Consider the following 24,722-nt stretch of genomic DNA (forward strand, 5'->3'; position numbering starts at 1 on the left):
AACTCTAGAAAATTCCTAGTTCAACACTCTAAAATTATAGTCGTTTTAAATTCGGTTGTTCAACAGTTTTTATTTTTTGGAACAGGTGCAAATAATGCCGAGATCCTTCTGATGTTCGCATTGCACAGAGCGCTTCTTCGGCTTATCGATCAGATCCAGCTCCTCGACCTCTTTGAAGTTCTTGGTATAGACTAGACTGACGCCGTTGAGCTTTGTGTCATAGTAGCTAGAATGGTCAGATTTCACCGTCGCGCCCACTAAAAAGCCATTAATGACCTCTTGCTTGGGATTGACGCGTTGATTCTCTGTGAGACGAATGTCAGTCACAACACCCTTGGCATCCACCTTTTGCAAGCTGAGTTCGGTTTTAGTTTTCTTCGTCGAGATTTGCTTCATGCGCAAAATCAGATTCATGGTCTGACCATTCACATCAACAAACTGGATTTTCCGCTGGCGCAACTGAGAGTTTGAGGTGATGAATTTCTCATCAATAAGCTCTTTTAAACGAGTGAGGTCGACTTTGAAGGACAAACTGTCACTAGTAAGTTCAGGAAAGCATTGAACCAGATTTTGATAAGACACCGACACAGGTTGCTTCACGACCGTTTGCGCCGCCACAGACTGCGCCGTCATTTGAGCTGCTGCAATTAACAGCACTCCCCCCAAAACAATCCCTCGCATCTCCCCATCCTTGTCTTACATCGCTTCACACAATTGAGCTTGTTGGCGATTGCAGCCTTCTTGACTGTCTTTACGGCAATAAGCTCGCTGTTCTGTTTTCCATATTGGACTGGAATAACAGTCAACCGCTTCTATGCTATTCAAAGTGTTATCACCGTTCAATGATTTTCCCAAAGCGGCAGCTTCTGTCGCAAAACCATTGCCGGCCTTAACACCAACCGACTTGGCCCCCTTGGTTTCGGCGAGGAACCTGTAAGAACCCGGAAATACCGAAACGAAGTCAGCTGAAGTCATGGGAGCCGAAACAAGATAGCGCGGATGCAAGGATGGAATCACATCACCTGGATACGTCACCCACATTTCTTTAACCGTGGAGTCATCGCCAAAATCATACAACTCTCGCAAATCAATCGGACGAGTCGCCGAGTTCCAAGCCGCGCAAATTGATTTCGCGGTTGCCATCACATCACCAAAAGCTGTTAAGCGTGGGCACGCATCGTAACTGAAACGCTGAACGAAATCGCGCTCCCAACTGCCCGTGAGATACAAATCCCCAAAGTTGTCTTTGTCCAAACGGAAGAAGTGGCGATTCATATAGAACATCGTCATATAGAATTTATTTTGTTCAACCAAAGTTGTTAGATCCCGATAGACACGGATCTTTGTACCTTTCACGCTCGAAGGCACTGTGAGTTTTTCAAGATACAGCGTGCGAGACTCGCCTGGATTGATAGACACGACCTCAGGATAAATGGAGTTTTCAAATCCTAAAATATAGTTTCCAGCTGGGACATTTTTAGATTCATTGAGATTGAAATAAATCGGCGCATCGCACTTTCCACGTTCTTCCGCAGAACAGCGCACCGCTTTGACTTTCGCAAAAACTTGAAACTTACCCCGTTCGCCTTCAACTCTCAGGACCTGCGCAGAAGCAGCACCCGCAACAAACATCAACAAAAATGTGATCGCTAAGTTTTTCATAACTGCTCCTCTAGAAAGGCTCATTGCCATTGCGTTTATTCGCAAGCGCGCGCGCCAAACGAAGATCTTGTCCATACACATCATCAACAAAACGAATTTGTCCGTTTTCAGATTTTTCCACCGTCAGGAAGGTAAAATAAACCGGCATCGCTTTCTTTAAGAAGACACGCTTCTGAAGCTCAGTTGCCTGCTGACCTTCTGCCATCGGCACAAAAGCTTGAATCGATGGCAAACTCCACTGCGGTTGATCTTGTAAGAGATAAGCAGCAAGTTCCAATGGCTGCTCCAAGCGCACACAACCTGAGCTGCGATGGCGATTGCTTTCCGCGAAAAGATTCTTTTCGTTTGTATCATGCATGTAAATCGCCCACGGGTTTTGCAATGGGAACTTCACCACTCCCAGCGCATTATCTGGTCCTGGATTTTGACGAATATAATATGGGAAATTGCGCGCATTTATTGACGACCAATCTACGCTGTATGGGTTGACCACTTCATCAGTGCTGGCGTCGAGCAAAACCATGTTGTGCTTTTCTAAATAGCCCACGTCTTTTTTAATTTGTGGAATTTTATCGCGGATCGCAATGCTATGAGGCACTGTCCATGTTGGATTGAGTTCTACAAACGTAATGGAATCTCTCATCGAAGGCGTGCGACGGAAAGATTGCCCATTCACCGTATTAAAATGAAAACGCATACCGGATTCGTCGAACAAGCGGAACTCTGTGGTCGCAAGGTTCACGAAGATATGGCGAGTTTCTATCGTGCGCGGAAGCCAACGAAGCTTTTCCATATTCACTTCAACTTGACTGATTCGTTGCGCGACACTGTAGTTCATCGAGCGCGTAAAATCTTTTCCAATCACGCCATCAACTGACAAACCGGAGTTGGCTTGATACTCACGCACCACTGCTTCGAGCTCAGCATCGTAGATATTCCCACCGGCGGCGTTTACTTGATATCCAAGTTGAATTAAACGCTGACGACTTTGCGCGATCAATGGATCATTCGCCCCACGCTTAAGTGGCTTGCCAGTCAGAGTGAGTTGTTCCCACCCGCCTGCTTGTTTCATCTCGCGCAGTTGCGCCAGAATCTGCATCAAATCTCGATAGCGAGAATGTGTTGGCGCCAGTCGATCTAAACCCGCCAAATCCCCACCGGCTGCGATAATGGATGCCAATTCGTTGAACTCGGTAAATTCTCTTTTTTTGTATTTGATATCGGTATCGACAAGCTCGGGATCAAAGCGGCCCGTCGACAAATGTGTTACATAGCGAATCAGAGACTCAGAAGCAGCCAACTCAAAAGTGATCCAGTTTTGCGAGTTACGAGTGACTTTTTCTAAGAGGCTGTCCATCTCGCTATCCCAATAATCCGAAGGCACAAGTCCGTGGCGATTGGCGCGAGCAAGCACGGCCCGCAAAGCTTGAAGATTCGCATTGGGAACACCATTGGCATCAACCCAAATCGCCGCATAACCACGCAGGGCATAGAGCTTATTGAGGGGCTCCGTATGAATGATAAAATTACCCCAAGAAGGCTTAATGAGAGGCACTGTCGTTTGGCGAGCGACGTAGTTACGAATCATATCCTCACCGGCAGCATAAGATGCCATCGGGAGCAATAAACTCGCACTAATCCCTAATAGTACTGACTTACGAACCAGAACTTGCCATTTCATATAGACCTCGCCGGGCACCTTATAATCAATAAAAGTGCCAGCCCCGGCGGGGTTTTATTGCATTTGAGAAGGAAATCCTTAGACAGAGGACTTAAAACGGCGCCCTTGCTGAGAGGGGCTCGCTTTTGCGCCGAGATGTGAAAAAGACTTTCTACCGCAGTGGTTTAGTACTAAACCACTGCCCCGGCAAATCCTTCGCTCCAACGAAGTTCCTAGCGTTGGGAACTCAAGTATCGAACGATATCGACATCAGGAGGTTGGGCGATTCCTGCGCCTGGCTTAGGCCCGGTTAACTCTTCAAGAGAGTAATCCATTCGCGCTTCATATGTTCTTTCCCATTGGTAGCGAAGCCAGCGTTCGCGAGAGTACCATTCGCGTTTGTTAGCGTCGTCTCTGCAGCTCGCAAGTTCTTGTGGTGTGCTTGCGCCCCATCGAAGTTCCGGACAGTGATAAGGATCAAAGCTCATTGCAAAGACACGCACTCGGGCGTCTTCGAGATTTAAAGTCACGGGACTTCCCGAGCTGTTGCGATAAGCAAACTGACATGCGCGCGATTCGCGATCGTAAACTTTTAACAAGTCTGCAGCCAGATTCGAACCACGGTATACGATTGTTGGGTCGCCGACTTTATTTCGATGGATAAAATCTTTCGCTGCCGCCAACACATCCATGTATGAAACTTTCAAGCGGGCATCACGTGAGGGACTTGCATAGTCCTCCCACTCACCTGTTGTTCCATAAATATTGTATGGCAAACGTTCGGGATGAGGTTTTAAATAAATTCCTGCTCGCGCACTCACATCGACCGCAACTACACGGTCTCTTAAGCTCACGCAAATATCTTGCAAGAGTTCTTGCACGTCGAGTAGCGGATCAATGCGCAAGTCCCCGCTTGCCATCACCATACGCAGATAATCGTAATAGCTCAGTTGTTGGCCATTAAAAACGAAAAGACCTTTTTGCCAGTCCCCGCCAGCATCAGGGCGATTTCCGTAAAATTGCTCCAGGCTATATTCTGCAAGTTGCGCATTCTTAGCGCCGACAATTTTTCCGCCGACATATGCACCATTACGATCCAACTTACCCCCCACAAGGGCAAGAGGACGGAACTTTTTAAAGCCAGCACCTTGCGCTGGTGTACTACGCGCGAACTTGGGAGTGTACATTCCAGATGTCAAAGTATTGTCGGGATGAGAGTCAATATAGAAGATACGACCATCTTCGGTGACTTTATAAATAACAGCAACATGGCCGTTAGGATCGTAGATAACAGTACCTGGAACAATCGTTTGACGACTCAGACGAACAGGATAGAAATCCGTCATGGCTCCGCGATCTTCTAAACCAATCATACGAAATGAACCTGTGTACGTCGTATTGATGATATAACGATTTAAGTTATCCACGGCACTTGGGTAGACCGAACGACCATTGCGCGTAGTTGAAAGAACATCGTAACGACCAGTCACATAGTTCCCGAAACGTGAATAGCGTGTATCCATATTGGCTTGGCTTGGGTCACGAACCGAAATGCCTTTGGCAACTGACATAGGCAGTCCGTTTTTCCACGCAAAGTAGGAGCGCAGATAATAAGGAAGATCTGCGCAGTCCGCAAAAAGACGAAGTGAGGATGGGTCTGTTCCTGCATATTGATTTGCCGAGCTTTTTAAACAAGTATCGACGTGATCACACTCGCGTCGTTCAACGGCTTCGCCTAAGCGAGTGATAAAGCTCCCAAAGTTTTTTTCATCCTGCACAGTCCACTGCGGTTTGGTGATTCTCCATTCCGTACTTTGAGCAAAGCTCATCAGAGGTACAAAAAACAACAGTATACCGATTGCTAACTTCATCATATTCCTCCATAAATTTTGTTTTATCCTCGGTGAACAATAAGTAGACACGCTCTGAAATTATTAGCTTTCACTGTGTATTTCAGAGGGGTGGGAACAAAATTACCGCAGGTACAGAGGCTGTCACGCTTCTTGCTAATGCAGACTGAGTCAATGACTATGTTTTAATGTAAAAATTGGAATTGGAGGACAATTCATGACAAAAATTAACAAGGGACTATTGTGCTCTTCTCTTCTGTGCTTGTTGGTTGGCACGACAGCTGTCACAACGCATGCACAATCGATTCGCTCTGAAGTGTTGGCTTCAGTTGAAAAGTCTCAACTGATTGTGGGTCAACGCTACTATATCAGTGGCAACTCTTTGAACCTTCGTAACAGCAACTCAACTGTTGATAAGTCGAATGTTGTTGGTCAATTGTCATTGAATGACGTCGTTGAAGTTTACGACCTTTTGAACGCGGGAACTCCACTTGTTCAAGTAAAAGTGATCAAGTCATCTCTTCGTACAGATGGTTCTGCTAACTATTACGTGTCTAAAGATTTCTTGAGCTCAAAACCAGCGGTTTCTTCTGGTGGCTCTAGCAGCTCTAAATATTTCGTGATTCAAAACGTTGCGACTGAAAGAACACGCGTTTACGAGCGTTGCACAACTTCTCCAGATTGCCCTCACAAACTTGTGATGGAAACTGAGATGGTTGTCGGTCGTCCTGAAGAAGGATTGGAAGGCGATCCAAAAGCGTTTATCACATGGTTGGGACACGCAAGAATTTCTGAATGGGTGAAATTCTACCAGGACGTTAAAGGACACTACCCTCGCTGGTATAGTGAAGGCACGAAAACTCCTGGTCCGATCAATGGTCTATTGGGTAGAACAATCGGCGCGCGAAAATGGATTGTTAAAGGTGGAGATGGGAAATCGACGATCCACGGGGCTTTCGGTTGGTATGCTGCAAAAGTAACACCTGCCGATCCAAAAGATGGAATGAACTATCAATGGATGCATGGAACAATGGGCTGGGGTAGCGATGGCGCAACTCCAATCGAGTTGACTCGTAGTAGCTTCATGAACATCGTTTCTAATCCAGGTTCAGCTGGCTGTACTCGCCTTGAAAATCGCGCGATTGCTTACTTAAGATCATTGTTGCCGGTAGGTACAGACATCTACCGTGTCTACGCACGTGAGTCTTCACGTAACCTTTCCCGCTATGCAGGTCTTGAGAACAATCCTGCTCCATGGAACTTCATTTTAACGAAGATTGGCGGCGGAAAAAGCGGTGGTTTGGAAGCTGATGCAAACAAGGTTATGGCAGGTGGTTTTTCTCAAAACGACCTTTTGGAACAAGGAACTTACCAAGTAGATCGATATCCAAACGTGAGTCCACTTAATTACAAAGAAATGCCGTCTTCTGGCCGTTCTGGTGACCGCTACAGAATCGACAGTGACAAAGCAGCAGATGCTGCAAGAACAAACTTCCGTGGTTACTTCTTGGTTGATGAAGGTCGCTTCGTAGACTACGCACATCCAGATGAAGCAGCATCACGCTACCGTGTAAAAGTAAGCGGTTTGCCTGACTTCAGAAATTCAGTTCCAGAATTCTTGAAAACAACTGGTTCACACAATCCACCAGCTGTTACTTACAGATAATTTTTGATAGGAACGTTTCTGTTCTGAACTTTAAGAACCCTGAAGAGAAATCTTTGGGGTTTTTATTTTTTGGCTTCTTGATATCCAGGCAGTTCTTTGGCTGCGGGAAGAGAACTGATCTCAATTGCTTTTTTAAGAGCCGCATCCCAGTCACCTTGAATGTCAGTCAATGGAATATGCGTGCGATAGTATTCCGCCCATTTGAATTCCGAGAACGGAATTTTTGATTTTTTGTAGGCTTTTGCTTTTCTCGCGAAATAGGCAAGGCTGCGATAAGGGTCATCCGTCATTTCCGAAATTTTCGCTGGCAAAGCTTCAGGCTTGATTTTGTTACCTTCAGCATCGCGCAAATAAACGTATTTTTTTTGTTCCATAAGCTTCCAAAACTTTTTTGGAGAAAGCTTGGACCAATCGGCTTCGACTTCGATGTAAACTTCGGACTTACCCGAATCAAGCAAAGCACGACTCTGATGATGATTATCAATGAGGTACTTCTCGCCGTTCGGGCCAATCACCACCGGAACAGTTTCTTCCCTTAAAAAATTAGCAAACTCTTCAGGCGTTTGCTTTTCAATTTCTTTCTTTTTCACTTCGACAGCTTTCATCCCAACGGAACTTTGTGTTGGATGAAGGTTGGCAATTTGCACCAACTCAACCGCTTGGGCTGAAACCGTCAGAAGGCAAATCGCTGCGAAAGAAAGAAAAAATGCTTTCATCGTCTATCCTACAAAAAGAGAATCCACGAACTCTTGCGCCGAGAATGTGCGAAGATCTTGAATACGCTCGCCCACACCAATCAACTTGATTGGGATCTGCAGCTCTTGAGCAAGGCCCACAGCTACGCCACCTTTGGCCGTGCCATCCATTTTTGTCAGGATGGCTCCAGTTAATCCCAGCGCTGTGTGAAATTCTTTTGCCTGCATCAAAGCATTTTGCCCTGAGTTCGCATCCAAAACGATCAACGTCTCATGCGGAGCCTCAGGAATAACTTTCGTCATCACACGTTTCATTTTTTTGATTTCTTCCATCAAGTTCGCCTGCGTGTGCAAACGACCCGCGGTATCCACGATCACCACGTCATAGTGTTGCGCTTTACCTTTGGCAACGGCATCAAACGCCACGGCACTTGGGTCTGTCACACCTTCTGGAGAGAAAATTTCAACTTGCGCACGATCTGTCCAAACTTTCAACTGGCCACCAGCGGCCGCACGGAAGGTGTCACCCGCTGCGACTAAAACTTTTTTCCCTTGTTGAGCTAATTGCGCTGAGATCTTACCGATTGAAGTTGTTTTACCCGCGCCGTTCACACCCACGATCATCAAAACCGTTGGACCTTCAGAGGCGAATTGGATTTTGGATAGAATGCCTTCTGTTGGCATTGCCGAGTGCGAAGCTACAAAGATATTTTTTATTTCCTCTTTCAATGTATCACGAACGATCTCGTAATTTCCGCGTTCTTTCTTAGGCAATTTGTCTTCAAGTGCGCCCATCAAACGTTGCACAGTGGTCGGGCCTAAATCGCTGGTATAAAGAATTTCCTCGATCTCATCGAGGTTCGAATTCGTACCTTCTGATTTAAAAAGAGCACGAATACGACCAAAAAGATTTTCTTCAGTTTTGCGAAGAGCCTCTTTCAATTCAACTGGCACTTCTTCTTTTTCAACAGGAACTGCTGGAGCTTCTGTTGGAAGTTTGTGCTTTTCCGTGGGGATGAATGAAGTGGGTTCTTTGCTTTCAAGCGCTTTTGCTTCTTCGGCTTTAACCGCTGGCTTTTTCTTTTTCAAAACGCTGGCGAAGATCACGCCCAGGATCACAAGGAGCAGAACTCCGATAAGAATTAAAAGAATATCCATTTGTTGAGCATGTCCCGGTGACATTGAATCTCCCCTTGCGTTGCGTTATCGCATCTATTGAAGACCTGTTTCTAACAAAATTTAGAGGGGAAATGAACTGATTTAATGCTGCGCCATCTGGCGACGCTGCACTTCTTCCAGATAAAGGTTCTTTTCGAAGCGACGGAATGACTCCAGACGCACTTCAGAACCTAAAATAACCTTCATGCGATTGCGACTTTCCTTTTCAAGGGCATGCATCTTCTCAACCCCATCCTTAACAAAGTCTGGATGGATCTTGGCTTTCTTTTCTTTCAATTCTTTAACCAAGGCCAAAGCGGCTGAGATAACTTGAAGAGTTTTCTCCTCTTCAATTCGCCATGTTTTAAGCAAGTAATGAGAGCTGGCTTTATAAAGCTTTTGTTGGAATTCTTGATCTGTATAGATATCCGTAAAGTTGCGCGTATAAATAACCGCATCCGTATATGATTCTTTGAGTTCGTCAGATTGCGCTGGATTGAACCGACGACGCTCGAGATCCGCAGCCCGCTTGCGCGCCTGATCCTTCACCATTTTTTCCATCGGTGCTTGATTTTCTTTAATCTGTTCAAGGGTCAATTGCGCCCCAACAAAAAGTAATACACCGGCGGTCACACCACTCATCACCCAACGCCATTTTTCCGCTTTGCGCTTTTTGAGCAGGTCTACTGGTTTTTCCGTCGTCAAAGTCGACTGAGCCATTGAGGATACTTTTCCTTCAATGCTTTCTAGGATCAGACCTTCAATAGTTGAAGACATCGCACGCCAACGAGCGGGCTCCATTTGAGTGACGATTTCTTTTTCGATTGAAATATAAATATCTTTTACCAAAGATTCTTTGCGACGAAGAATTTCATCTAAAAGCTCGCGCTCCATTTTTTGCAAGCGTTGTGTGCCCTGCAAACGAAGCTCTTCCATGCGCTGCTCTTCCGATTTTTCTGCCGCCGTTTTTTCCATCTGCATTTTTTCAGTTAACGCAGCTTTGTGTGCTTCATACTCTTTAAAAAGATGAGTTTTCTTGGCCTCGATATCGTTGAGATCACCGGTCATTTCGATCTGTTTATCTTTGAGCTGATTCAAAGCCTTTTCGATTTTGATACGCTCGGCTTCCATCTGCTTTTCTTCAGCTTCGATCTCTCTCGCACGTTGCTCTTGTTTTTTCATATGAGCAATGAGCTGTTCTTCTGCAGCCTTGTGTTCAGCAGCTTTCTTTTCACTCCAAGCGACGTCTTCTCTCAGTTGCTTGAGTTTTACTTCGAGAGTCGTGATGGTTTCTTGATTCTCTTTGATTTTAGCCTGTGTCTCGTGGGCTTTCAGCTTCGCAAAGTCCACAAGGCGGTCAGCCTCTTCTTGGGCCTTCAGGATAACTTCTTTGGCCTCTTGATCCGTTAGTAAACGAGCAGCCGCGATCGCCTCGTTTTTCATTTTCTCAGCTTCCAAAGCCCCTTCGGAAACTTTGTTATCGGCGTCTTCTTTGGCTCTTTGCTTTAAAGCTTGTACATAGCTGTCGACTTCTTCGCGGATTTCCTGTGCCATCGTACGTGCTTCATGAAGAAGATCACGTCCCTGTTTTTGGAAATCAGCCAAGATGGCGTCAGCTTCCTTGTGAGCTTCAGCAAGACGAGTCTGATAAAAGTTCTCTGCTTTTTCTTGCGCATCGCGAGCTTTTTGATAAATGGCCTGCACGCGCTTTTCCGCCTGCACTTCACCTTCCATAATAATTTGCGCCGCTTTCTTTTTTGCGTCGTGGAGAAGTTTTTCGGATTGGAATGTGAGATCTTTCGGAGGTGGCATTGCCACAGTCTCAGCCACTGGCGGCGCAGACACTTCCTCTCGCTCTTCCGGGGCCTTCGGCAGGTCCGCCGGCACTTCTTCAGTTTCAAGATCCACCAAGATCACGTACTCCGAACGTCCCAACTGCACGCGATCTGTCGGCACAATGTTGACCGGTGTCCCTTGCATCACGCGAGTGCCATTCAAAAAAGTACCGTTGGAGGAATTTTTATCCTCCATCCAGATCTGATTCCAGCGCCTTGTGAAAACCACATGCACGCGACTGATCAGTGTTTCATTAAGGTGGATGTCACAATCCGTAGAACGACCGATGGTGAACGAATCTTTGTTCACCTCTTTTGTAACGGTCTGTTCCTTTCTTTGGATTGTGACTTTGAACTTATTCAATGCTAAGCGCTCCTAGAAGCAGGCGCCTTACTAATCTCCTTATTCAAGGCGTCCTCTGCTAAAGCTTCCACGGCATCACGATGTTCGTCGAATGGACGGTCATGAGCTGGGAATTCATTGTTGTCACTGCGGTACCATAAAAGGTCCAACGCACTCTCAAAACGATCCACCATCGAAACATAGCATCTCTCTGGTGACATGATCACGTTTGATACGTGAGCCAACAAAGAGAACACGATACCCGCGATAGATGTTTGCATCGCAAAAGAAATCTCGTGTAAGAAACGATCCATGATGTTTTTAGAGTTCTCAAGATCTTGAAGGTTCATAGAACCCAATTCTTGAAGACCACCGGCGATACCGATGAAAGTTCCCAAGATACCACCGACAACGAATAGACCTGGAAGGATGGAGATCAGGTCATTCAGGCCCGCCATTGGGAAAATACCAAATACGCGGTTGAAACAAGGATTATGTTCCAAAGTTGCTTTTGTGATGTTCAAAAGCTTTGGAGTTTCTTTGTTCCACTTCAAAAACTTCACTTGCTTCAAGATGTCTTTCACAAGCCATGCACAACCTTGGCGAACCAAGAAAAGTCTATCACTGGTCGACATCACGTTGTCTGGCTTACGACGGCGCATACGATCGCGCACTTCGAACACTTCGTAATATGTTCTTTCCAGCATCTTTTTCGCCAAAACGTAGAATGATACGTTTTCGACTTTGCCAGGCATTTCTGAGTCGATAAAACGATTCACACGTTTTTCAAATTCGCGCGCAAACCACTCGTGGCGGCGAACCGTGTAATAAATCATTCCTCTGAAGAAAAACCCCAGTACGAATGCGGCTGCCATAAAGTACGGCAACAACACGACAAAATATTGAGCGACTACCTTAAGTGTCACGTTCCACCCCTCTTATTTCTTTTGATCCATACTAAAGCGGATAATCACGCGCTGAGCCTTCTTACAATCGTTCTGACGACAGAACTCTTCGGCTGTTGCGATATTCCGATTTTTCACGTTCATCACTTCCAAGAAGCTTCGACCGGAAACTTTCATTTTGGCCATCAACTCTCTTTGGTGAGCGAACTGTGTATTGTTCTTATTATCGAGCAAGTAACTAAAAATTGAATTTGCACGACGGTAACTAAGATCCATGTTGTACTTTAAGGCCTTCTTATCATCCGCTTTTTGGCTCATGGGATCGATAAAACGACCTTGATAAGTAGGCGACGCGAAACCCACAATTTCAACCGCGGATACTTTGCTGGAAACTTTTGGATTTCCGAAAAGTGATTTTGAGTAGATCGGCATCGCTTTTTCGATGATACCTTTCATCTCGGGTTTCAAACGATCCGAGTCACTATTGAAATACGTTTGACCGAAGTCCAAGACCACATCACCCGTCTCCATATCGATGTCCGCCTTAATACCAGCTGCTGCGAAACCTTTTTGAATTTCACCCGCAACGGACTTACGCGCTTCCAACTCCGCTTGAGCCTTAGCCAACTGACCTTGAAGGTTGGCGATACGACCCGCAGCTTCGGCTTTTGATTTACCGAGCTCACCCTTCATACCCGCAAGTTGACCGGCATATTCAGCTTTTGCTTTTTCAATTTCACCTTTAAGACCAGCGATTCGACCAGCCGCCTCTGCTTTCGCACGGCCGAGCTCACCTTGAAGACCTGCAATCTGTCCTGCCGCTTCAGCCTTGGTACGACCCAACTCCCCTTGCAAGCCACCGATTTGACCTTGAAGTTGATTGTTCTCGTTTTCTTTTTGCGCCAAAGCACCTTGCAACTGACCTAATTGACTGGTCGCTGTTTGCAATTGGGCTTCGTACTGAGCATTGTGATTATTAAGAGCATCGATACGTGCTTGTGATTCCGCTCGTGCTGCTGCCATTTTCTTTTCAAAGGCCGCTTTTGTCATGCGGTTGGCTTTAAATGCCTGACGAAGTTCCTTGGCGCGAGCTTGCAATGCACTTTCGGCCATCTGAATCTTTTGCTCGCCTTGTGCAATTAGGTTCTTTTTCTGTTCGATATCTTGCTGCAAACCTGCGATCTTCGTTTCTTGAATCTCCATCTCGTCATCTTGTTCTTTGATCACATCATCACGAGTGTTGATTTTTGTTTTCGCCAATTTGTTGGCATTTAAAACGTTACGCACCATTTGTTGGTACTTATTAAGAGCTTTAACTTTCTTTTCGTTCTCAAGAGCTTCTTTAACCAAACGATCTTTTTCATTTTTGGTGTCTTCTTGAAGAAGCGTCAACTTATCCATAAGCTCTTGATACTCTTGCACTTCATCCTTTGGAGCTTGGTTCTCCATGTATTCGTTTTTAACGGACTCGTACATTTTCAATTGATGTTGCAGCTCTTCTACTTGCATAGAAAGCTTTTGGTTCTCCACCTGCCCTTTGATAGCGTCAGTACCTGAACGAAGACTTGCAGTAACATAGAGAAGCAAGAAAATCGTGCTCAGACCTAAAAATAAGTCTGAATACGATGTCCAAAAACTATCGTTCGAGTGACTGTCTTTACTCTTGTTATAGTTAAATCCCATGGCTGACGTACCCCGTTTTACCAAGTATTAAGCATAACAGTTATCGGCAAATTCACTTGTTTCAGAAACAGATTTTTATATATTTCTTTTTGAAATTTCGTCGAACTCGTCGACAGGACTCGACGTAGAAAGGGTTTCATATTGCTTTGAAGATAGCTTCACAAGGCATTCAAAAACTCTGCTCCCAAAATGAAACAAGGACATCTTCCACTGGAAGATGTCCTTGGGATTTAAGTCTGGAATGCGCGAGTGAGCTTACTGCAGGATATATTTCAACCACAGGTCATAAACCAGACCGTAGCTATTGTCCTTCATGATCACGATTGATTTAAATTTCACCATGTTCCCGTGTTCGTCGCGCTCTTTATAGCGGCGGTCGTAACGAAGGTCGATGGCAAGGACTCCTTTTTCATCTAAAGTAAACAGCTCTGTTTCTTGAGCGATACCATCAAGGTTCGCATCTTTCCACAGGCGCAGTTGTGAATACACCGAATCCGTATCTGAGATCATTTTATCACGGTCATCGTCATGCTTTGCTAAAGCTGCGAAGCCTTGTTTTGCAAAACGCTTGTCAGGACCAAGAGTCGCATCACCAAAGAGCTGATCAATACCTTTTACTGCGCCAGAAGCATCAGGCAATACGAGGAAATAGTTTTCAGACTCAGAGGTTGCAAACCACGAAGTTTGAACTTTTTCATAATTATTGCGGCGACCTAGCAAATCAAACTGCACGCCTTTTTCAGGAGAAGTCAGCAAGATGGGCTCTGGTTGACCAGTTTTAGTCAATTGCACCAATAATGGATCCCCAACCATGTCACACCCGGCGACATTCGCTTTGTCGTTCATGTCCGTGTAAATCACTTTCAATGGCATGATTGACGAATAGTTTTCTCCGCCATTTAAATTGATCTTGTACTTTTTAAAGTCACTCGTAACAGTTGATTCAACAACATAGATATTAACGAACATTTCCTTTAGCATCGACGCACAAACCGTCACATCGACTTTGCGGTTTTGGTCCATTTGAGTTCTTACATTCGGAACTTCACAGTATTTATTTCCAGATTGAAAGTTTTCAACTTCCAAAACTAACTTTAAATCTTGTGAGGCACTGATGAGCGGCTTGTAAGCACCGTGAGATCGTGTACCCACTGGACAAACATATTCAAATTCAACGAATTTCTTGGTACCCGAATCAGCTCCTGGATTACGAGGGTCACTGCCAGTTGGATTATCACTGCCAGGATCACGAGGGTCACCACCTGTTGTTGGGTTGTCACTACCTGGATCACGTGGATCCCCGCCCGCAACCGGATCGTCACCTGGATCGCGATTATCTGAAGGATCGGCACTTGGATCAACGCCCGGGTCACGCCCGAAAACATTTGAATCCGTCAGTGTGGATGCTTTTAAAGATTCATCGACATTGAATCTAGGACGCGCACAGTTCTGATAGCTTAGGCACAGTACTGATAAAGCAGAAACGACTCCGAAGGATGCAACTTTTCGTCTCAAATTGCGCAACTTCATACGATTCCCCCATTCCCCGAAATGAGGTAATGCAAACCTGAGTCCACGGCGTTTTTTCTGTAAGGGGGATTCCTGTTTGATCTGGAAACTTCAAGGCGGGTCTCGAAAAGAGAAACGTCTACTATGTTTTGGTCAGTGTAAAAAATGTGATCGGGATTAGCGCGGCACGCGGCTGGACAGTTCTGACAAACGAATGTTCGACATATACTTTAAGGAATTATCTTCGATTCCTTCGATGATGTCGTGCATGAGTTTTCCCATCGCGCAGCTGACTGGACATGGTTTGTGCGGTTCTTTTTCGCGGTTGGCGATGAGCTTTTTTTCAAGCACCGCCGCGTAGATGTCTTTTAATGAAATATCTTTGGCTGATTTCGCCAAACGCACTCCACCCGTTTTGCCTTTAAATGATTCAAGTAAACCTGCTTCTACAAGCTTGGCAATCAAACGACGAACGACAGTGGGGTTTGTACGAATGCTGGAGGCCAACTCCTCAGACGTCATCAACTCGCCTTTGTGGAAGGCAAGGGATGTCATAATATGAACTGAGACAGAGAATCGTTGGTCAACCATAGATATAACCTACCTGAAGACCGCCTAAAAAACAAGCTAGTGGCCCAAATGCTGATATCTCCTCATTTTAAATGTAACTTTCATAGTTGCTATTAAAATTAATTCGTATATAATGTATCAATGTTGGTCACATTTAAGGCCTGTACGGCCAGAGGAGAATATGACTCATCAAAGTATTAAAGAAGCCCTTGAGTGGCGCTATGCGGTTAAGCAGTTCGATAAGACGAAAAAAATCACGGACCAAGATTGGCAATCTTTGACAGAGTCGCTGAAGCTCGCCCCGTCTTCATACGGTCTGCAACCGTGGAAGTTTCTTGTTATCGAAAATACGGAAGTCCGCGAAAAGCTTCGTGCTGTTTCTTGGAATCAAAGCCAAGTCACTGATTCAAGTCGCTACGTCGTTTTCACTTATAAAGAAAAGCTCGACGTCGACTTTGTCGATAACTATTTGAAACGCATTTCGCAAGTCCGCAATGTCCCAGTCGAATCTCTCACTGGCTTCCGCGATATGATGATTGAAAACCTTATCAAAGGTCCTCGCTCACAAACGATTGATGCTTGGGCTCAACGGCAAAGCTATATCGCCATGGGCTTCCTTATGGAAACAGCAGCTCTCTTGAAAATTGATGCCTGCCCTATGGAAGGTCTTGATACCAATGCTTACGATGAAATTTTAGGTCTGAAAGGCACTGGCTGGAAAACCGGAGCAACTGTTGCGCTTGGTTATCGCCACCCTGAAGACAAATACCAACTGAACAAAAAAGTTCGCTTCGAGGATGAAGCTCTCTTTGAATACATCAAATAATAATTCACTCATCCTCCCGTTCCCTCCTCCGTAAAATGAAGAGGGGATTTGCCACTAGCAAATCCCCTCTTCATTTTACCCTCTAATTTCTAGCTTCTAATTTCAAAAGCGCCCTTTCGCCCTTTCAAAGAAAGCAGCCCATTCGTTACTGCTTCCAAGGATTCTTACGAGCCTCCGCCCAATCCTTTTCATCGAAATGACCGAGCCAATCTTCGTAGCCTTCGTCCTTCATTTTTTCTAAAGGAATAAATTTAAGAGAACCCGAGTTGATACAATAGCGAAGTCCATTTTTTCCCGGGCCATCATCAAACACATGTCCCAAATGAGAATCCGCACGCGACGAACGCACCTCTGTGCGAGTCATCCCGTGAGACTTATCTGCTTTTTCAACGACAGCCGATTTTTTAAGCGGCTCGGTAAAACTTGGCCAACCTGTTCCTGAATCAAATTTTTCCTTCGATGAAAACAGCGGCTCTTTTGAAATCACATCCACATAAATTCCGGGATGATGATTATTCCAGTAAGCATTTCGAAACGGCATCTCTGTTCCGCCACGTTTCGTGATTTCATACTGTTCAGGTGAAAGAAGTTTTCTGAGTTCGGAATCGTCTTTTGGAAAGGCACAAGTTTCTGGGTTGTATTTTTCTTTCACGGTCGTCCCCTTTTCCGATGGTTTTGTCGATTTGGTTTGAGCGCCTGATGTGGCACCAACCAAGAGTACAGACATTAGCAGCGCTGTCTTTTTCATAGAAGCCTCCGATAACCTGATAAGTATAGCACAAGCTTTACGAAATATATTCTGTCAAACTGCACGTTTTCTAAAAGCCAATTCCTACTCGGAACTCTGTCTCTTTTTGATTATAGTTGAGAAGACTTTCCCCATAGCCATTGAACAATTGGAAAGTTAAAACCGGCAAAAATTCCTTGGTGATCTCACCTCTTAAACGCAAGGTAAGTTCTTGCCCGCCATTTGTCGGATCAACGCCGGCATTGCCGCCTGAGTAAATTCTTAAGATCAAATCGCTTTGATCAAAACTCGCACCTAGGAATTGTGCCAAAGTAAAGTTGATCTCATAAAGACCGCGATACTCAGTGATGTCTTCATTGGTGTCTTCAACGTCATAGGGAACCCAGCCCTTAAAACTGATATACAATTTGGCTGCATCGACAGCAAAAGCTTCCAAAGAATAAAGCAAATAGAAACGATTCCAACCGCGCGAATACTCCATATCACGACCATTGGATTCATGTTCGTAAATTCCAATGTCAGCCCAAGTCTTTTTCGAGTCACCTTCATACATTCGGTAGAAGATCTCGGGATTGTAGTTCACATCTTCAAATGGAGAAGATTCTTTGGCGACTTCCCAAAACATCAATTGAGAATAACCAAGATATAAATCGGCCTTTTCAATCAACTTGATTTTGAAACTCAAAGACAGCTTGGCATTGGGATCACCCAAAATAAAGTAATTGGGTTTAAAACCTTCCGGTTGCCAAGTTGTTGTCGCTGTTTCATTGGCATAGGGATAAGCCAGTGACGAAAACAGTGAAAGGCAAACTAGAATAAAAAAATGGGGGAAGACTTTCATCTTCCCCCATTCTATTTAACTTTTAAAAGCTTTCAACAATCTTCTGACTAGCGAAGATCTTGAAGAGATACGGATACCATTGTAGAAACCCCGCGCTCTTGCATAGTTACGCCGTACAATTTACCCGCCACTTCCATCGTGTGTTTGTTATGTGTAACAACGATGATTTGCGAGCGTTTTGCCATTTCACGAACAAGGTCGTTGAAACGGAATACGTTGGCGTCATCAAGTGGAGCGTCAACCTCATCCAGTAAGCAGTACGGAGACGGCTTAACAAGGAAGATTGAGAAGACAAGAGCAACCGCAGTCAACGCCTTCTCACCACCCGACATCAAAGACACGTTTTGCATCTTTTTGCCTGGAGGACGAGCGATGATTTCGATACCCATCTCGCCTTTTTCTTCGTTTTCGATCAATTCCAATTTCGCTTCACCACCGCCAAAGAGCACTGGGAATACGCGAGTGAAACGATCGTTTACAAGGTCGAATGTTTCTTTGAAGCGTTTTGAACAGATACGGTTGATACGATCGATCACTTTACGCAATTGTTCTTTGGCCTCTGTCAAATCCGCATGTTGTTTTGTCAGGAACTCGTAACGAGTCGCTGTTTCTTCGTACTCTTCGATTGCTGACAAATTCACTTCGCCGATTTTTGCAAGCTTGTCGCGCAATTCTTTCAATTGCGTGTCTGCTTCCATGAAGTCACCTTCACGGTTGGCGTACTTCTCAACAACGTCTGGAAGATTCAGCATGTAACGCTCACGAACTTGGTCGATGAGGTACTGCTCTTTCATCTTCGCTGTCTCAAGTTTCAATTGAGACTCGTTCATTTTGTGTTGTCTTTCGTTGCGCGCACGTTGAGAGCTCATTGCAGCCTCTTCGATTTCGCGAGCGCTTTCAGACATCACTTCGTATTCGTCTTTTGTACGAGCCACTTGAAGTTTCAAGGCTTCAACTTCGTCGACAAGACGTTCAAATTCGATTTTGCGTTCTTCAAGAAGCAATTGGCTCTCAGACATTTGCGTGCTGTAACCTTGCGCTTCTTCACTCATACGACTGAGTTGCGCCTCAAGTTCGCCCAAAGACTTATTCACCATTTCAAGTTGGCGAAGCACACCTTGGAACTCTTGAGTTTTAGAAGCCGACTTCACCTGAAGATCTGTCACTTCCGCTTGAAGACCATCAAAGCCCATACGCATAGAGTTGAATTCTTTGTTCAAAGCTTCAACTTCTGTTTCAAGAAGAACTTTCTTCTCACGCGCTTCAAGGAGGGCTTGGTTCAACTCTTCTTGTTTTGCTTCTTGGATCTCAAGTTGCTCAGTGATTTTTTTCACTTCGCGTTCTTGGCGTTCAACGGCTTGCTGAGCATTGGCAAGCTCATTTTCAGCACGTTCAACGTCTTTACGAAGCTCAGTGACTTTGATTTCTTGTTCGATTTTGCGTTTTTGCGCGCCTTCGAAGTCCGTCAATACGTTTGCCAATTGCTCTTCTGTTTTCTTAAGAGCAGCTTGAGCCAACGCCAATTTACCTGCGAACTCTGATTTTTTATCAGAAAGCTCTTTGATTTCACGACGGCGCTTCAAGACACCTGAATCCGCAGATTCAGAAGAACCACCCGTCAAAACTCCGTCAGCTGTCAAAGTGTCACCATCTTGAGTAACAAATGTCCAACCTTCGTAACGCGGGCGAAGCGCCAACGCGGTACGGATAGAGTCTACGATTGCTACACCATCAAGAAGGTAAGCAACTGTGTTTTGGAATTTATCAGCCGATTTCACAACGTCTTTTAAGATCGCGTGAACGCCCGCCTCAGATGCCGGAGCAGAAGCACGGTTCAATGAACCAGAGCTGCTATCTGCAGACAAGAAGCTAGAACGGCCGGATTTGTTTTCTTTCAAGTGAGAAACCGCATCCATCGCAATACCAGAGTCAGATGAAAGAAGCATTTGCAGGCGTGAACCCAATGCTGCTTCCATTGCCACTTCGTATTCCGCTGGAACTTCAACAACCTCAGAAACCGGTTGGAAGTGAGTGACAACAGAACCGTCTGCCATCATCTCTTGTGTACGAGTTTTCTGCCAAAGCATGACTTGCTTTACACCTTCTTGGAAACCTTCGAAGTTGTTTTGCAAGTTCTCTAGACCGTAAAGACGAGAAGCGACTTCGTTCAAAGCGTCTTTGAACTCTTCAACTTCGATCTTTTTCGTATTTACCGAATCCGTGAGGATCTTTTTATTAGCTTCAAAAGAGTCCACGTCATTTGCAAGATCAAGCTGCATTTGACGTTCTTTATCGAGCTCATTGATGACTTTTTTACGACGACCTTCGAACTCCACTTGTTTTTCACGTAGCTCGTTCAAAACTTGTTGTTCGTTGTCTTGGCGCTCAGAAAGATCCGAAATTTGTGCACTCAAAGAGTTCACGCGAGCATCCAATGAAGACTCGGACTGACCGACAGCGAATAGTTCGCGGCGTTTAGTCGTCAATTCTTCGTCGACTTCTCCGATACGAGAAGAAGAGTTTTGGAAGTATTCGTTTTTCTCAGAGAATTGTGCAGACAGTGTTTCTGCTTCTTCTTTCAAGCCATCAACTTGTTCTTGCAAAAGCGCTTGATCACGCTTCAACAACTCTTGGCGAGCTTGTTGTTCTTGCAAGATCGTACCGGTCATTTGTTCGTTACGACGAGCCTGTTCAATTTCGAAACGAAGTTCTTGAACTTCCATTTCTTTCTTTTGAACGGTGCCTTGTTTTGTGTGGTATTCGTTTTGTTGCTCTTCAACCAATTTTTCTTTTTCAAGGATTTGAAGTTTCAAAACTTCGAATTGGCTTTGAAGTTGAGACAAGTTGCTATCGCCTTCAACTTCCATGGCTTGTGCTTCGTTGAAGATCGCTTGCGCTTCAGCCGCGGCACGAGCAAGCTCTATGTACTGGGCTGACGACAACCATAGATCCAAATCTTCGATTTGGTTTTTGATGTTGCGGTAACGTTCTGCACGTTGCGCTTGTCTTTGCAGGGAATCGATTTGGCGCTTAAGCTCGCCGATGATGTCTTGCAAACGGACCAAGTTTTGATCTGTTGCTTGCAATTTTCTTTGTGATTCTTTTTTACGAGCTTTGAACTTTGTAATACCGGCAGCTTCTTCGATAAGCATGCGGCGATCTTCAGGTTTCGCAGTGATGATCTTACCGATCATACCTTGAGCGATGATAGAGAAACCTTTTGAACCGGCACCAGTATCCATAAAGATCTCTTGCACGTCTTTCAAACGAGCCGGCTCTTTATTGATGAAGTACTCACCTTCACCGTTTCTGTGAAGACGACGAGTCACCATGATTTCAGAATGTTTCAGATATTTTGCTGGGAAAGCTCCGCCATCGTTTTCAAGCGTCAGGGACACTTCACACATACCAAGAGGCGCATAACCTTCGGCACCGGCAAAGATGACGTCTGTCATTTGCGATCCACGCAAATCTTTCGCAGACATCTCACCCATAACCCACATAAGGGCATCAACGATGTTGGATTTACCGCAACCATTTGGTCCAACGATACCAGTAATACCGGCGTCGAAATGGATCACGGTGCGATCTTTAAACGATTTAAAACCACAGAGTTCAATTTTTTTAATTCTCAAGGTACATTCCCCTCTTGAGTAGTCCCCTCAAATACATAGCCCTTGGTCTAGCTAGACCAAAGACCATTCCAATTTCAAGGCATCCAGAATCTATGTCAACCACAGCCTGTCAAAACCCCAAATTCCGCTGAAAACTTAAGCACCCTCCACGACGCACCACAAAACCAAAAGGTGCCAGCTTCTTTTTCGGGTCTACACCGCGTCGAACCCAAACGGTGCCCGGTGACTTTTTTGTCTAGCATCGCATCAACACTCCGTACCCCGGACAAACACATTCAATTCCGGTCGCCGTAAAAAAATTAACGCCAAATCTTAGCGAAACTCAGAACAACGGATAAAGGCTCCAATACATCAGCCGGCATTTCGGAAATGTAGCGACGTGTGTTGTGACGAAAAAGTCACCGGGCACCTTCTTGGGGGTGTAGGAAGGTGAAAGGCTTGGAGTACGAAGTTTAATAGAGTTGCGCGCACGCTTTCAGAGGACTACAGAGACACTAGTTCTTCGGTATTTTCCGAGTAGAAAGTTTTCTGTATGATCCGTTCTTTTTTTGTTTTCATTTCTTTATTTATTACTTCCCTTACTCTCTCTGCGCAGACTCAACAAACTCAGTTGCCACCGGTTTTGAAAAATCCGTATGCGACGACGATCACGGCTGTTTTATTGGGGCCGGACGAGGATGATTTCACTCGCGGTGAAGTGACAGTGATTCCTGGGCGACAAAATGTTGCTTACGTTGAAGGTCTTGCGAAATATAAATTCAATTACCTGCTACAAAAAAACAAGCGTGCCCCTCTCGTATTTGTTTTGCCAGGCACAGGCGGAACGGCCGAATCAGGCGCAGCGCTCATGGTCGCAGAAAAAATGTATCGCATGGGCTACAGTGCGGTGACGTTGGATAATCCGTTCTCTTGGGGCTTTGCCGTTGCCGCCAGCCGCAGCGGACTTCCAGGTTACACTCCCCGTGATTCCGAAGATCTGTATCTAGCAATGCAAAAAGTCACGCGCAGCTTGCAAGTGACGGAAGACCTTCGCCCGAGCTCTTACTCTTTGATCGGCTACTCACTTGGTGCCCTTCAAAGCATGTTCCTACAAAAAATTGACGATCAGAGTGTCAGAAAATTTTCGTTCAAAAAGGTTCTCCTCATCAACCCTCCTGCGAATTTGCTTTACTCGGTTCAGAGCTTAGATCGCATGGGTGATCTCGCAAACGTCCTGACTCCCCAACACAAAAAAGCTATCATGTTCCGCGTGTTCAATATCGGTGGACGCTATCTTGATAATTTGGATCAGCTAAAAGGCGTTAAAGGACTGCAACAAATTTTTGCCGAGCTTCGTTTAAAAAACCAAGAAATGGCGTACCTTATTGGCGACAGTTTCCGCTCCGGCGTTCGTGACGTCATTTACGCCAGCCAACAAGTTCACGATCTCGGCATCCTAAAAAGTCCGATCTCCAGCAATCGCCGCAACCAACGTATTGAAGAGGCTTCTCGCTATTCATTCGTCAATTACATTGAAAGCTTCTTGCTCCCTCAACTCCAAGCAAGCAAAGGCCTGAACTACACCATTGAAGACCTCAACGAAGATTCAAGCATCTACCAATTCGGCGACTACATCCAAGGGCACGACAACATCTATCTCATCCACAGCCAAGACGACCTCATCATTCAAGGCAACCAAGATGTCGCTTGGTTCCAAGAACAGTTCGGCGACAGAGCCTTGATCTTCCCAATCGGTGGTCACTGTGGCGCGATGAACTTCCCGCAATTTGCAGAACAACTTAAAAACATCTTTGGCAAACGCTAAACTCCGACATCATGCAAATCACTTGGATCTCATTTTGAGACACAGGTGATTTGCTGCTCACTTCCTTTACGAACGATTGCCGAATTCAGGCACCATTGGCATTACAAGAACCTGAGGTTCTAAGAGAACTCATATAATCAAGCTGAGCGGGACTCATCCTTGCATTATTGCTCTAGTATGAAAACATCATACTTTAAAACTGGCGTCCTATTATTCTTGGCAACAACATCTATTTCTTTCGCGGCTCAGGCCCAAGACTTTCTGCAATCAGCGGGAACCATGTTCTTTTCGCCGATTGAAGGACAACGCTATGGTATTGAAGTTGAATTGATGGGACTCAGCCAACGCCAAGTCGTCGACATTATGGCCCGCCACTTTGGCGGAACCGAAGTGCAAGTCGACTCCAAAAATATCCGCCTTACAAACTCGAAGCTGGGTAAAGCACTTGATATTAAAATTGAAGTCAACGAAACCAGTGACGACCCTACTATTGATTGGTCAAAACATAGCAAAGGCATCGTGATCGAAATCGTCACGGACCCTATTACTTTCGAAGAAGTGAAACTTTTAGACCAAGGCTTAGCGGAAGTTAAAAAAGCCGGCGGTATCGGCACCGAAGGAAAAAATCCAATTTCCATCCAAGTAAACTACGGCATGGTACAAAAACAAACAGCGGACCAACAAGCTAAAGACCTTGTGAATATTCTCCGCAACTATTTTAATCCTGCTCACCAACAGCAAATCAAAGCTGTATCGAATGTACCGGCAGAACGCTGGGACTATTTGAAACCATACTCTGACGGCTTTATGAAAAAGATTTTTGATCCCAAATACAACCCAACGGCTCACGAACTGTTTGTCGATTTCTTCTATCGCCAAGCTCTTGAGTTCTTGTCAGAGAGCCCGTCACAAAAAAGAGCGGCATGGTTGATGTCTGAGGCCGAAGTTCGCCACCGCATTGCGACTCTTCCAGAGGTGGATTCTCAAGGAAAACCACTTGGTCCTTACAAAGTTCACACGACGATTATTAAATTGAACCAATTAAAAATTGCATCCTTGCTACTGACTTGGTTCCCGGAAGATCCGTACACAAGAAAGATCGTAGATCACAAATGGATCAAACCAGCCCCACTCATAGAGTACCGCATCGCAAATAATGATTTTGATGTGGAATCGAAAGTTCGTTGGGCGACAGGTATCTATCGCATGTCGAAAACGTATGGAGCGATCGATCACGATACATTTATGTCGAGAGCGACCGGAAAGTCGGTTCAAGAAGTTCGCGCGGCCCGCAAAGGCAAAATGTGCGAGCACGCTTTCTTCTTCTAAAGG

General features: G+C 45.2%; 18 protein-coding genes. 4 read left to right on the plus strand and 14 right to left on the minus strand.

Annotation, left to right across the window (positions count from 1 at the left end):
* Positions 1–69: 69 nt before the first annotated feature.
* The 4 genes from ACLWOR_RS01370 to ACLWOR_RS01385 all read right to left on the minus strand — a co-directional run bounded on the left by ACLWOR_RS01370 (position 70) and on the right by ACLWOR_RS01385 (position 5,196).
* A complete protein-coding gene (locus ACLWOR_RS01370) occupies positions 70–681 on the minus strand; it encodes a hypothetical protein (protein ID WP_413938868.1) in 612 nt (203 codons plus the stop codon).
* 15 nt (positions 682–696) lie between these two features.
* A complete protein-coding gene (locus ACLWOR_RS01375) occupies positions 697–1,662 on the minus strand; it encodes a hypothetical protein (protein WP_413938869.1) in 966 nt (321 codons plus the stop codon).
* A gap of 10 nt (positions 1,663–1,672) precedes the next feature.
* Positions 1,673–3,343, minus strand: a complete 1,671-nt coding sequence (locus tag ACLWOR_RS01380; protein WP_413938870.1) for a L,D-transpeptidase family protein — start codon at positions 3,341–3,343, stop codon at positions 1,673–1,675.
* Between the two features lie 212 nt (positions 3,344–3,555).
* Positions 3,556–5,196 (minus strand): hypothetical protein, encoded by a 1,641-nt coding sequence (locus ACLWOR_RS01385; RefSeq protein ID WP_413938871.1) that lies wholly within the window; start codon positions 5,194–5,196, stop codon positions 3,556–3,558.
* 193 nt (positions 5,197–5,389) lie between these two features.
* Here ACLWOR_RS01385 and ACLWOR_RS01390 point away from each other — a divergent pair, with 193 nt between their 5' ends.
* The gene (locus tag ACLWOR_RS01390; protein ID WP_413938872.1) at positions 5,390–6,838 is read left to right on the plus strand and encodes a L,D-transpeptidase; all 1,449 of its coding nucleotides are present in this window, start codon (positions 5,390–5,392) and stop codon (positions 6,836–6,838) included.
* Positions 6,839–6,900: 62 nt separating this feature from the next.
* Here the strand turns inward: ACLWOR_RS01390 and ACLWOR_RS01395 are convergent, their stop codons facing one another.
* From ACLWOR_RS01395 to ACLWOR_RS01425, 7 genes are all read right to left on the minus strand, one after another.
* Entirely contained in the window at positions 6,901–7,554 is a 654-nt protein-coding gene (locus ACLWOR_RS01395; RefSeq protein ID WP_413938873.1) for a ParB-like protein, read from the minus strand.
* 3 nt (positions 7,555–7,557) lie between these two features.
* A complete protein-coding gene (gene ftsY / locus ACLWOR_RS01400; RefSeq protein WP_413938874.1) occupies positions 7,558–8,715 on the minus strand; it encodes a signal recognition particle-docking protein FtsY in 1,158 nt (385 codons plus the stop codon).
* A gap of 78 nt (positions 8,716–8,793) precedes the next feature.
* Positions 8,794–10,890, minus strand: coding sequence for an FHA domain-containing protein (locus ACLWOR_RS01405; RefSeq protein ID WP_413938875.1), 2,097 nt, complete (start codon positions 10,888–10,890; stop codon positions 8,794–8,796).
* 2 nt (positions 10,891–10,892) lie between these two features.
* Positions 10,893–11,795 (minus strand): hypothetical protein, encoded by a 903-nt coding sequence (locus tag ACLWOR_RS01410; protein WP_413938876.1) that lies wholly within the window; start codon positions 11,793–11,795, stop codon positions 10,893–10,895.
* Between the two features lie 12 nt (positions 11,796–11,807).
* On the minus strand, positions 11,808–13,457 hold the full coding sequence (locus tag ACLWOR_RS01415; RefSeq protein WP_413938877.1) for a microtubule-binding protein: 1,650 nt from the start codon (positions 13,455–13,457) through the stop codon (positions 11,808–11,810).
* A 255-nt stretch (positions 13,458–13,712) separates the two neighbouring features.
* The gene (locus tag ACLWOR_RS01420; protein WP_413938878.1) at positions 13,713–14,987 is read right to left on the minus strand and encodes a hypothetical protein; all 1,275 of its coding nucleotides are present in this window, start codon (positions 14,985–14,987) and stop codon (positions 13,713–13,715) included.
* Positions 14,988–15,143: 156 nt separating this feature from the next.
* Complete coding sequence (locus tag ACLWOR_RS01425) at positions 15,144–15,557, minus strand: RrF2 family transcriptional regulator (protein ID WP_413938879.1); 414 nt, start codon at positions 15,555–15,557, stop codon at positions 15,144–15,146.
* A 160-nt stretch (positions 15,558–15,717) separates the two neighbouring features.
* Here ACLWOR_RS01425 and ACLWOR_RS01430 point away from each other — a divergent pair, with 160 nt between their 5' ends.
* Positions 15,718–16,362: an NAD(P)H-dependent oxidoreductase gene (locus ACLWOR_RS01430; protein ID WP_413938880.1), complete on the plus strand. Its 645-nt coding sequence runs from the start codon at positions 15,718–15,720 to the stop codon at positions 16,360–16,362.
* 145 nt (positions 16,363–16,507) lie between these two features.
* On the opposite strand, the gene msrB is transcribed toward ACLWOR_RS01430, so the two are convergent.
* From msrB to smc, 3 genes are all read right to left on the minus strand, one after another.
* Entirely contained in the window at positions 16,508–17,110 is a 603-nt protein-coding gene (msrB, locus tag ACLWOR_RS01435; RefSeq protein ID WP_413938881.1) for a peptide-methionine (R)-S-oxide reductase MsrB, read from the minus strand.
* A gap of 70 nt (positions 17,111–17,180) precedes the next feature.
* Complete coding sequence (locus ACLWOR_RS01440; RefSeq protein WP_413938882.1) at positions 17,181–17,951, minus strand: phospholipase A; 771 nt, start codon at positions 17,949–17,951, stop codon at positions 17,181–17,183.
* Between the two features lie 47 nt (positions 17,952–17,998).
* Positions 17,999–21,586, minus strand: a complete 3,588-nt coding sequence (gene smc / locus ACLWOR_RS01445) for a chromosome segregation protein SMC (protein WP_413938883.1) — start codon at positions 21,584–21,586, stop codon at positions 17,999–18,001.
* Between the two features lie 532 nt (positions 21,587–22,118).
* Between smc and ACLWOR_RS01450 the strand changes: the two genes are divergently transcribed.
* Together ACLWOR_RS01450 and ACLWOR_RS01455 are read left to right on the plus strand one after the other, a co-directional pair.
* Positions 22,119–23,390, plus strand: coding sequence for a hypothetical protein (locus ACLWOR_RS01450; RefSeq protein ID WP_413938884.1), 1,272 nt, complete (start codon positions 22,119–22,121; stop codon positions 23,388–23,390).
* Between the two features lie 177 nt (positions 23,391–23,567).
* Positions 23,568–24,719 (plus strand): amidoligase family protein, encoded by a 1,152-nt coding sequence (locus ACLWOR_RS01455; RefSeq protein ID WP_413938885.1) that lies wholly within the window; start codon positions 23,568–23,570, stop codon positions 24,717–24,719.
* The last annotated feature ends 3 nt before the right edge of the window (positions 24,720–24,722 follow it).

The sequence above is a fragment of the Bdellovibrio sp. HCB2-146 genome (assembly GCF_047345725.1).
GTDB lineage: Bacteria > Bdellovibrionota > Bdellovibrionia > Bdellovibrionales > Bdellovibrionaceae > Bdellovibrio.

Bases quoted from the DNA above. Each gene is read 5' to 3' on its own strand.
- ACLWOR_RS01370 (WP_413938868.1), bottom strand. From the start codon at position 681: ATGCGAGGGATTGTTTTGGGGGGAGTGCTGTTAATTGCAGCAGCTCAA.
- ACLWOR_RS01375 (WP_413938869.1), bottom strand. From the start codon at position 1,662: ATGAAAAACTTAGCGATCACATTTTTGTTGATGTTTGTTGCGGGTGCT.
- ACLWOR_RS01380 (WP_413938870.1), bottom strand. From the start codon at position 3,343: ATGAAATGGCAAGTTCTGGTTCGTAAGTCAGTACTATTAGGGATTAGT.
- ACLWOR_RS01385 (WP_413938871.1), bottom strand. From the start codon at position 5,196: ATGATGAAGTTAGCAATCGGTATACTGTTGTTTTTTGTACCTCTGATG.
- ACLWOR_RS01390 (WP_413938872.1), top strand. From the start codon at position 5,390: ATGACAAAAATTAACAAGGGACTATTGTGCTCTTCTCTTCTGTGCTTG.
- ACLWOR_RS01395 (WP_413938873.1), bottom strand. From the start codon at position 7,554: ATGAAAGCATTTTTTCTTTCTTTCGCAGCGATTTGCCTTCTGACGGTT.
- ftsY (WP_413938874.1), bottom strand. From the start codon at position 8,715: ATGTCACCGGGACATGCTCAACAAATGGATATTCTTTTAATTCTTATC.
- ACLWOR_RS01415 (WP_413938877.1), bottom strand. From the start codon at position 13,457: ATGGGATTTAACTATAACAAGAGTAAAGACAGTCACTCGAACGATAGT.
- ACLWOR_RS01420 (WP_413938878.1), bottom strand. From the start codon at position 14,987: ATGAAGTTGCGCAATTTGAGACGAAAAGTTGCATCCTTCGGAGTCGTT.
- ACLWOR_RS01425 (WP_413938879.1), bottom strand. From the start codon at position 15,557: ATGGTTGACCAACGATTCTCTGTCTCAGTTCATATTATGACATCCCTT.
- ACLWOR_RS01430 (WP_413938880.1), top strand. From the start codon at position 15,718: ATGACTCATCAAAGTATTAAAGAAGCCCTTGAGTGGCGCTATGCGGTT.
- msrB (WP_413938881.1), bottom strand. From the start codon at position 17,110: ATGAAAAAGACAGCGCTGCTAATGTCTGTACTCTTGGTTGGTGCCACA.
- ACLWOR_RS01440 (WP_413938882.1), bottom strand. From the start codon at position 17,951: ATGAAAGTCTTCCCCCATTTTTTTATTCTAGTTTGCCTTTCACTGTTT.
- ACLWOR_RS01450 (WP_413938884.1), top strand. From the start codon at position 22,119: ATGATCCGTTCTTTTTTTGTTTTCATTTCTTTATTTATTACTTCCCTT.
- ACLWOR_RS01455 (WP_413938885.1), top strand. From the start codon at position 23,568: ATGAAAACATCATACTTTAAAACTGGCGTCCTATTATTCTTGGCAACA.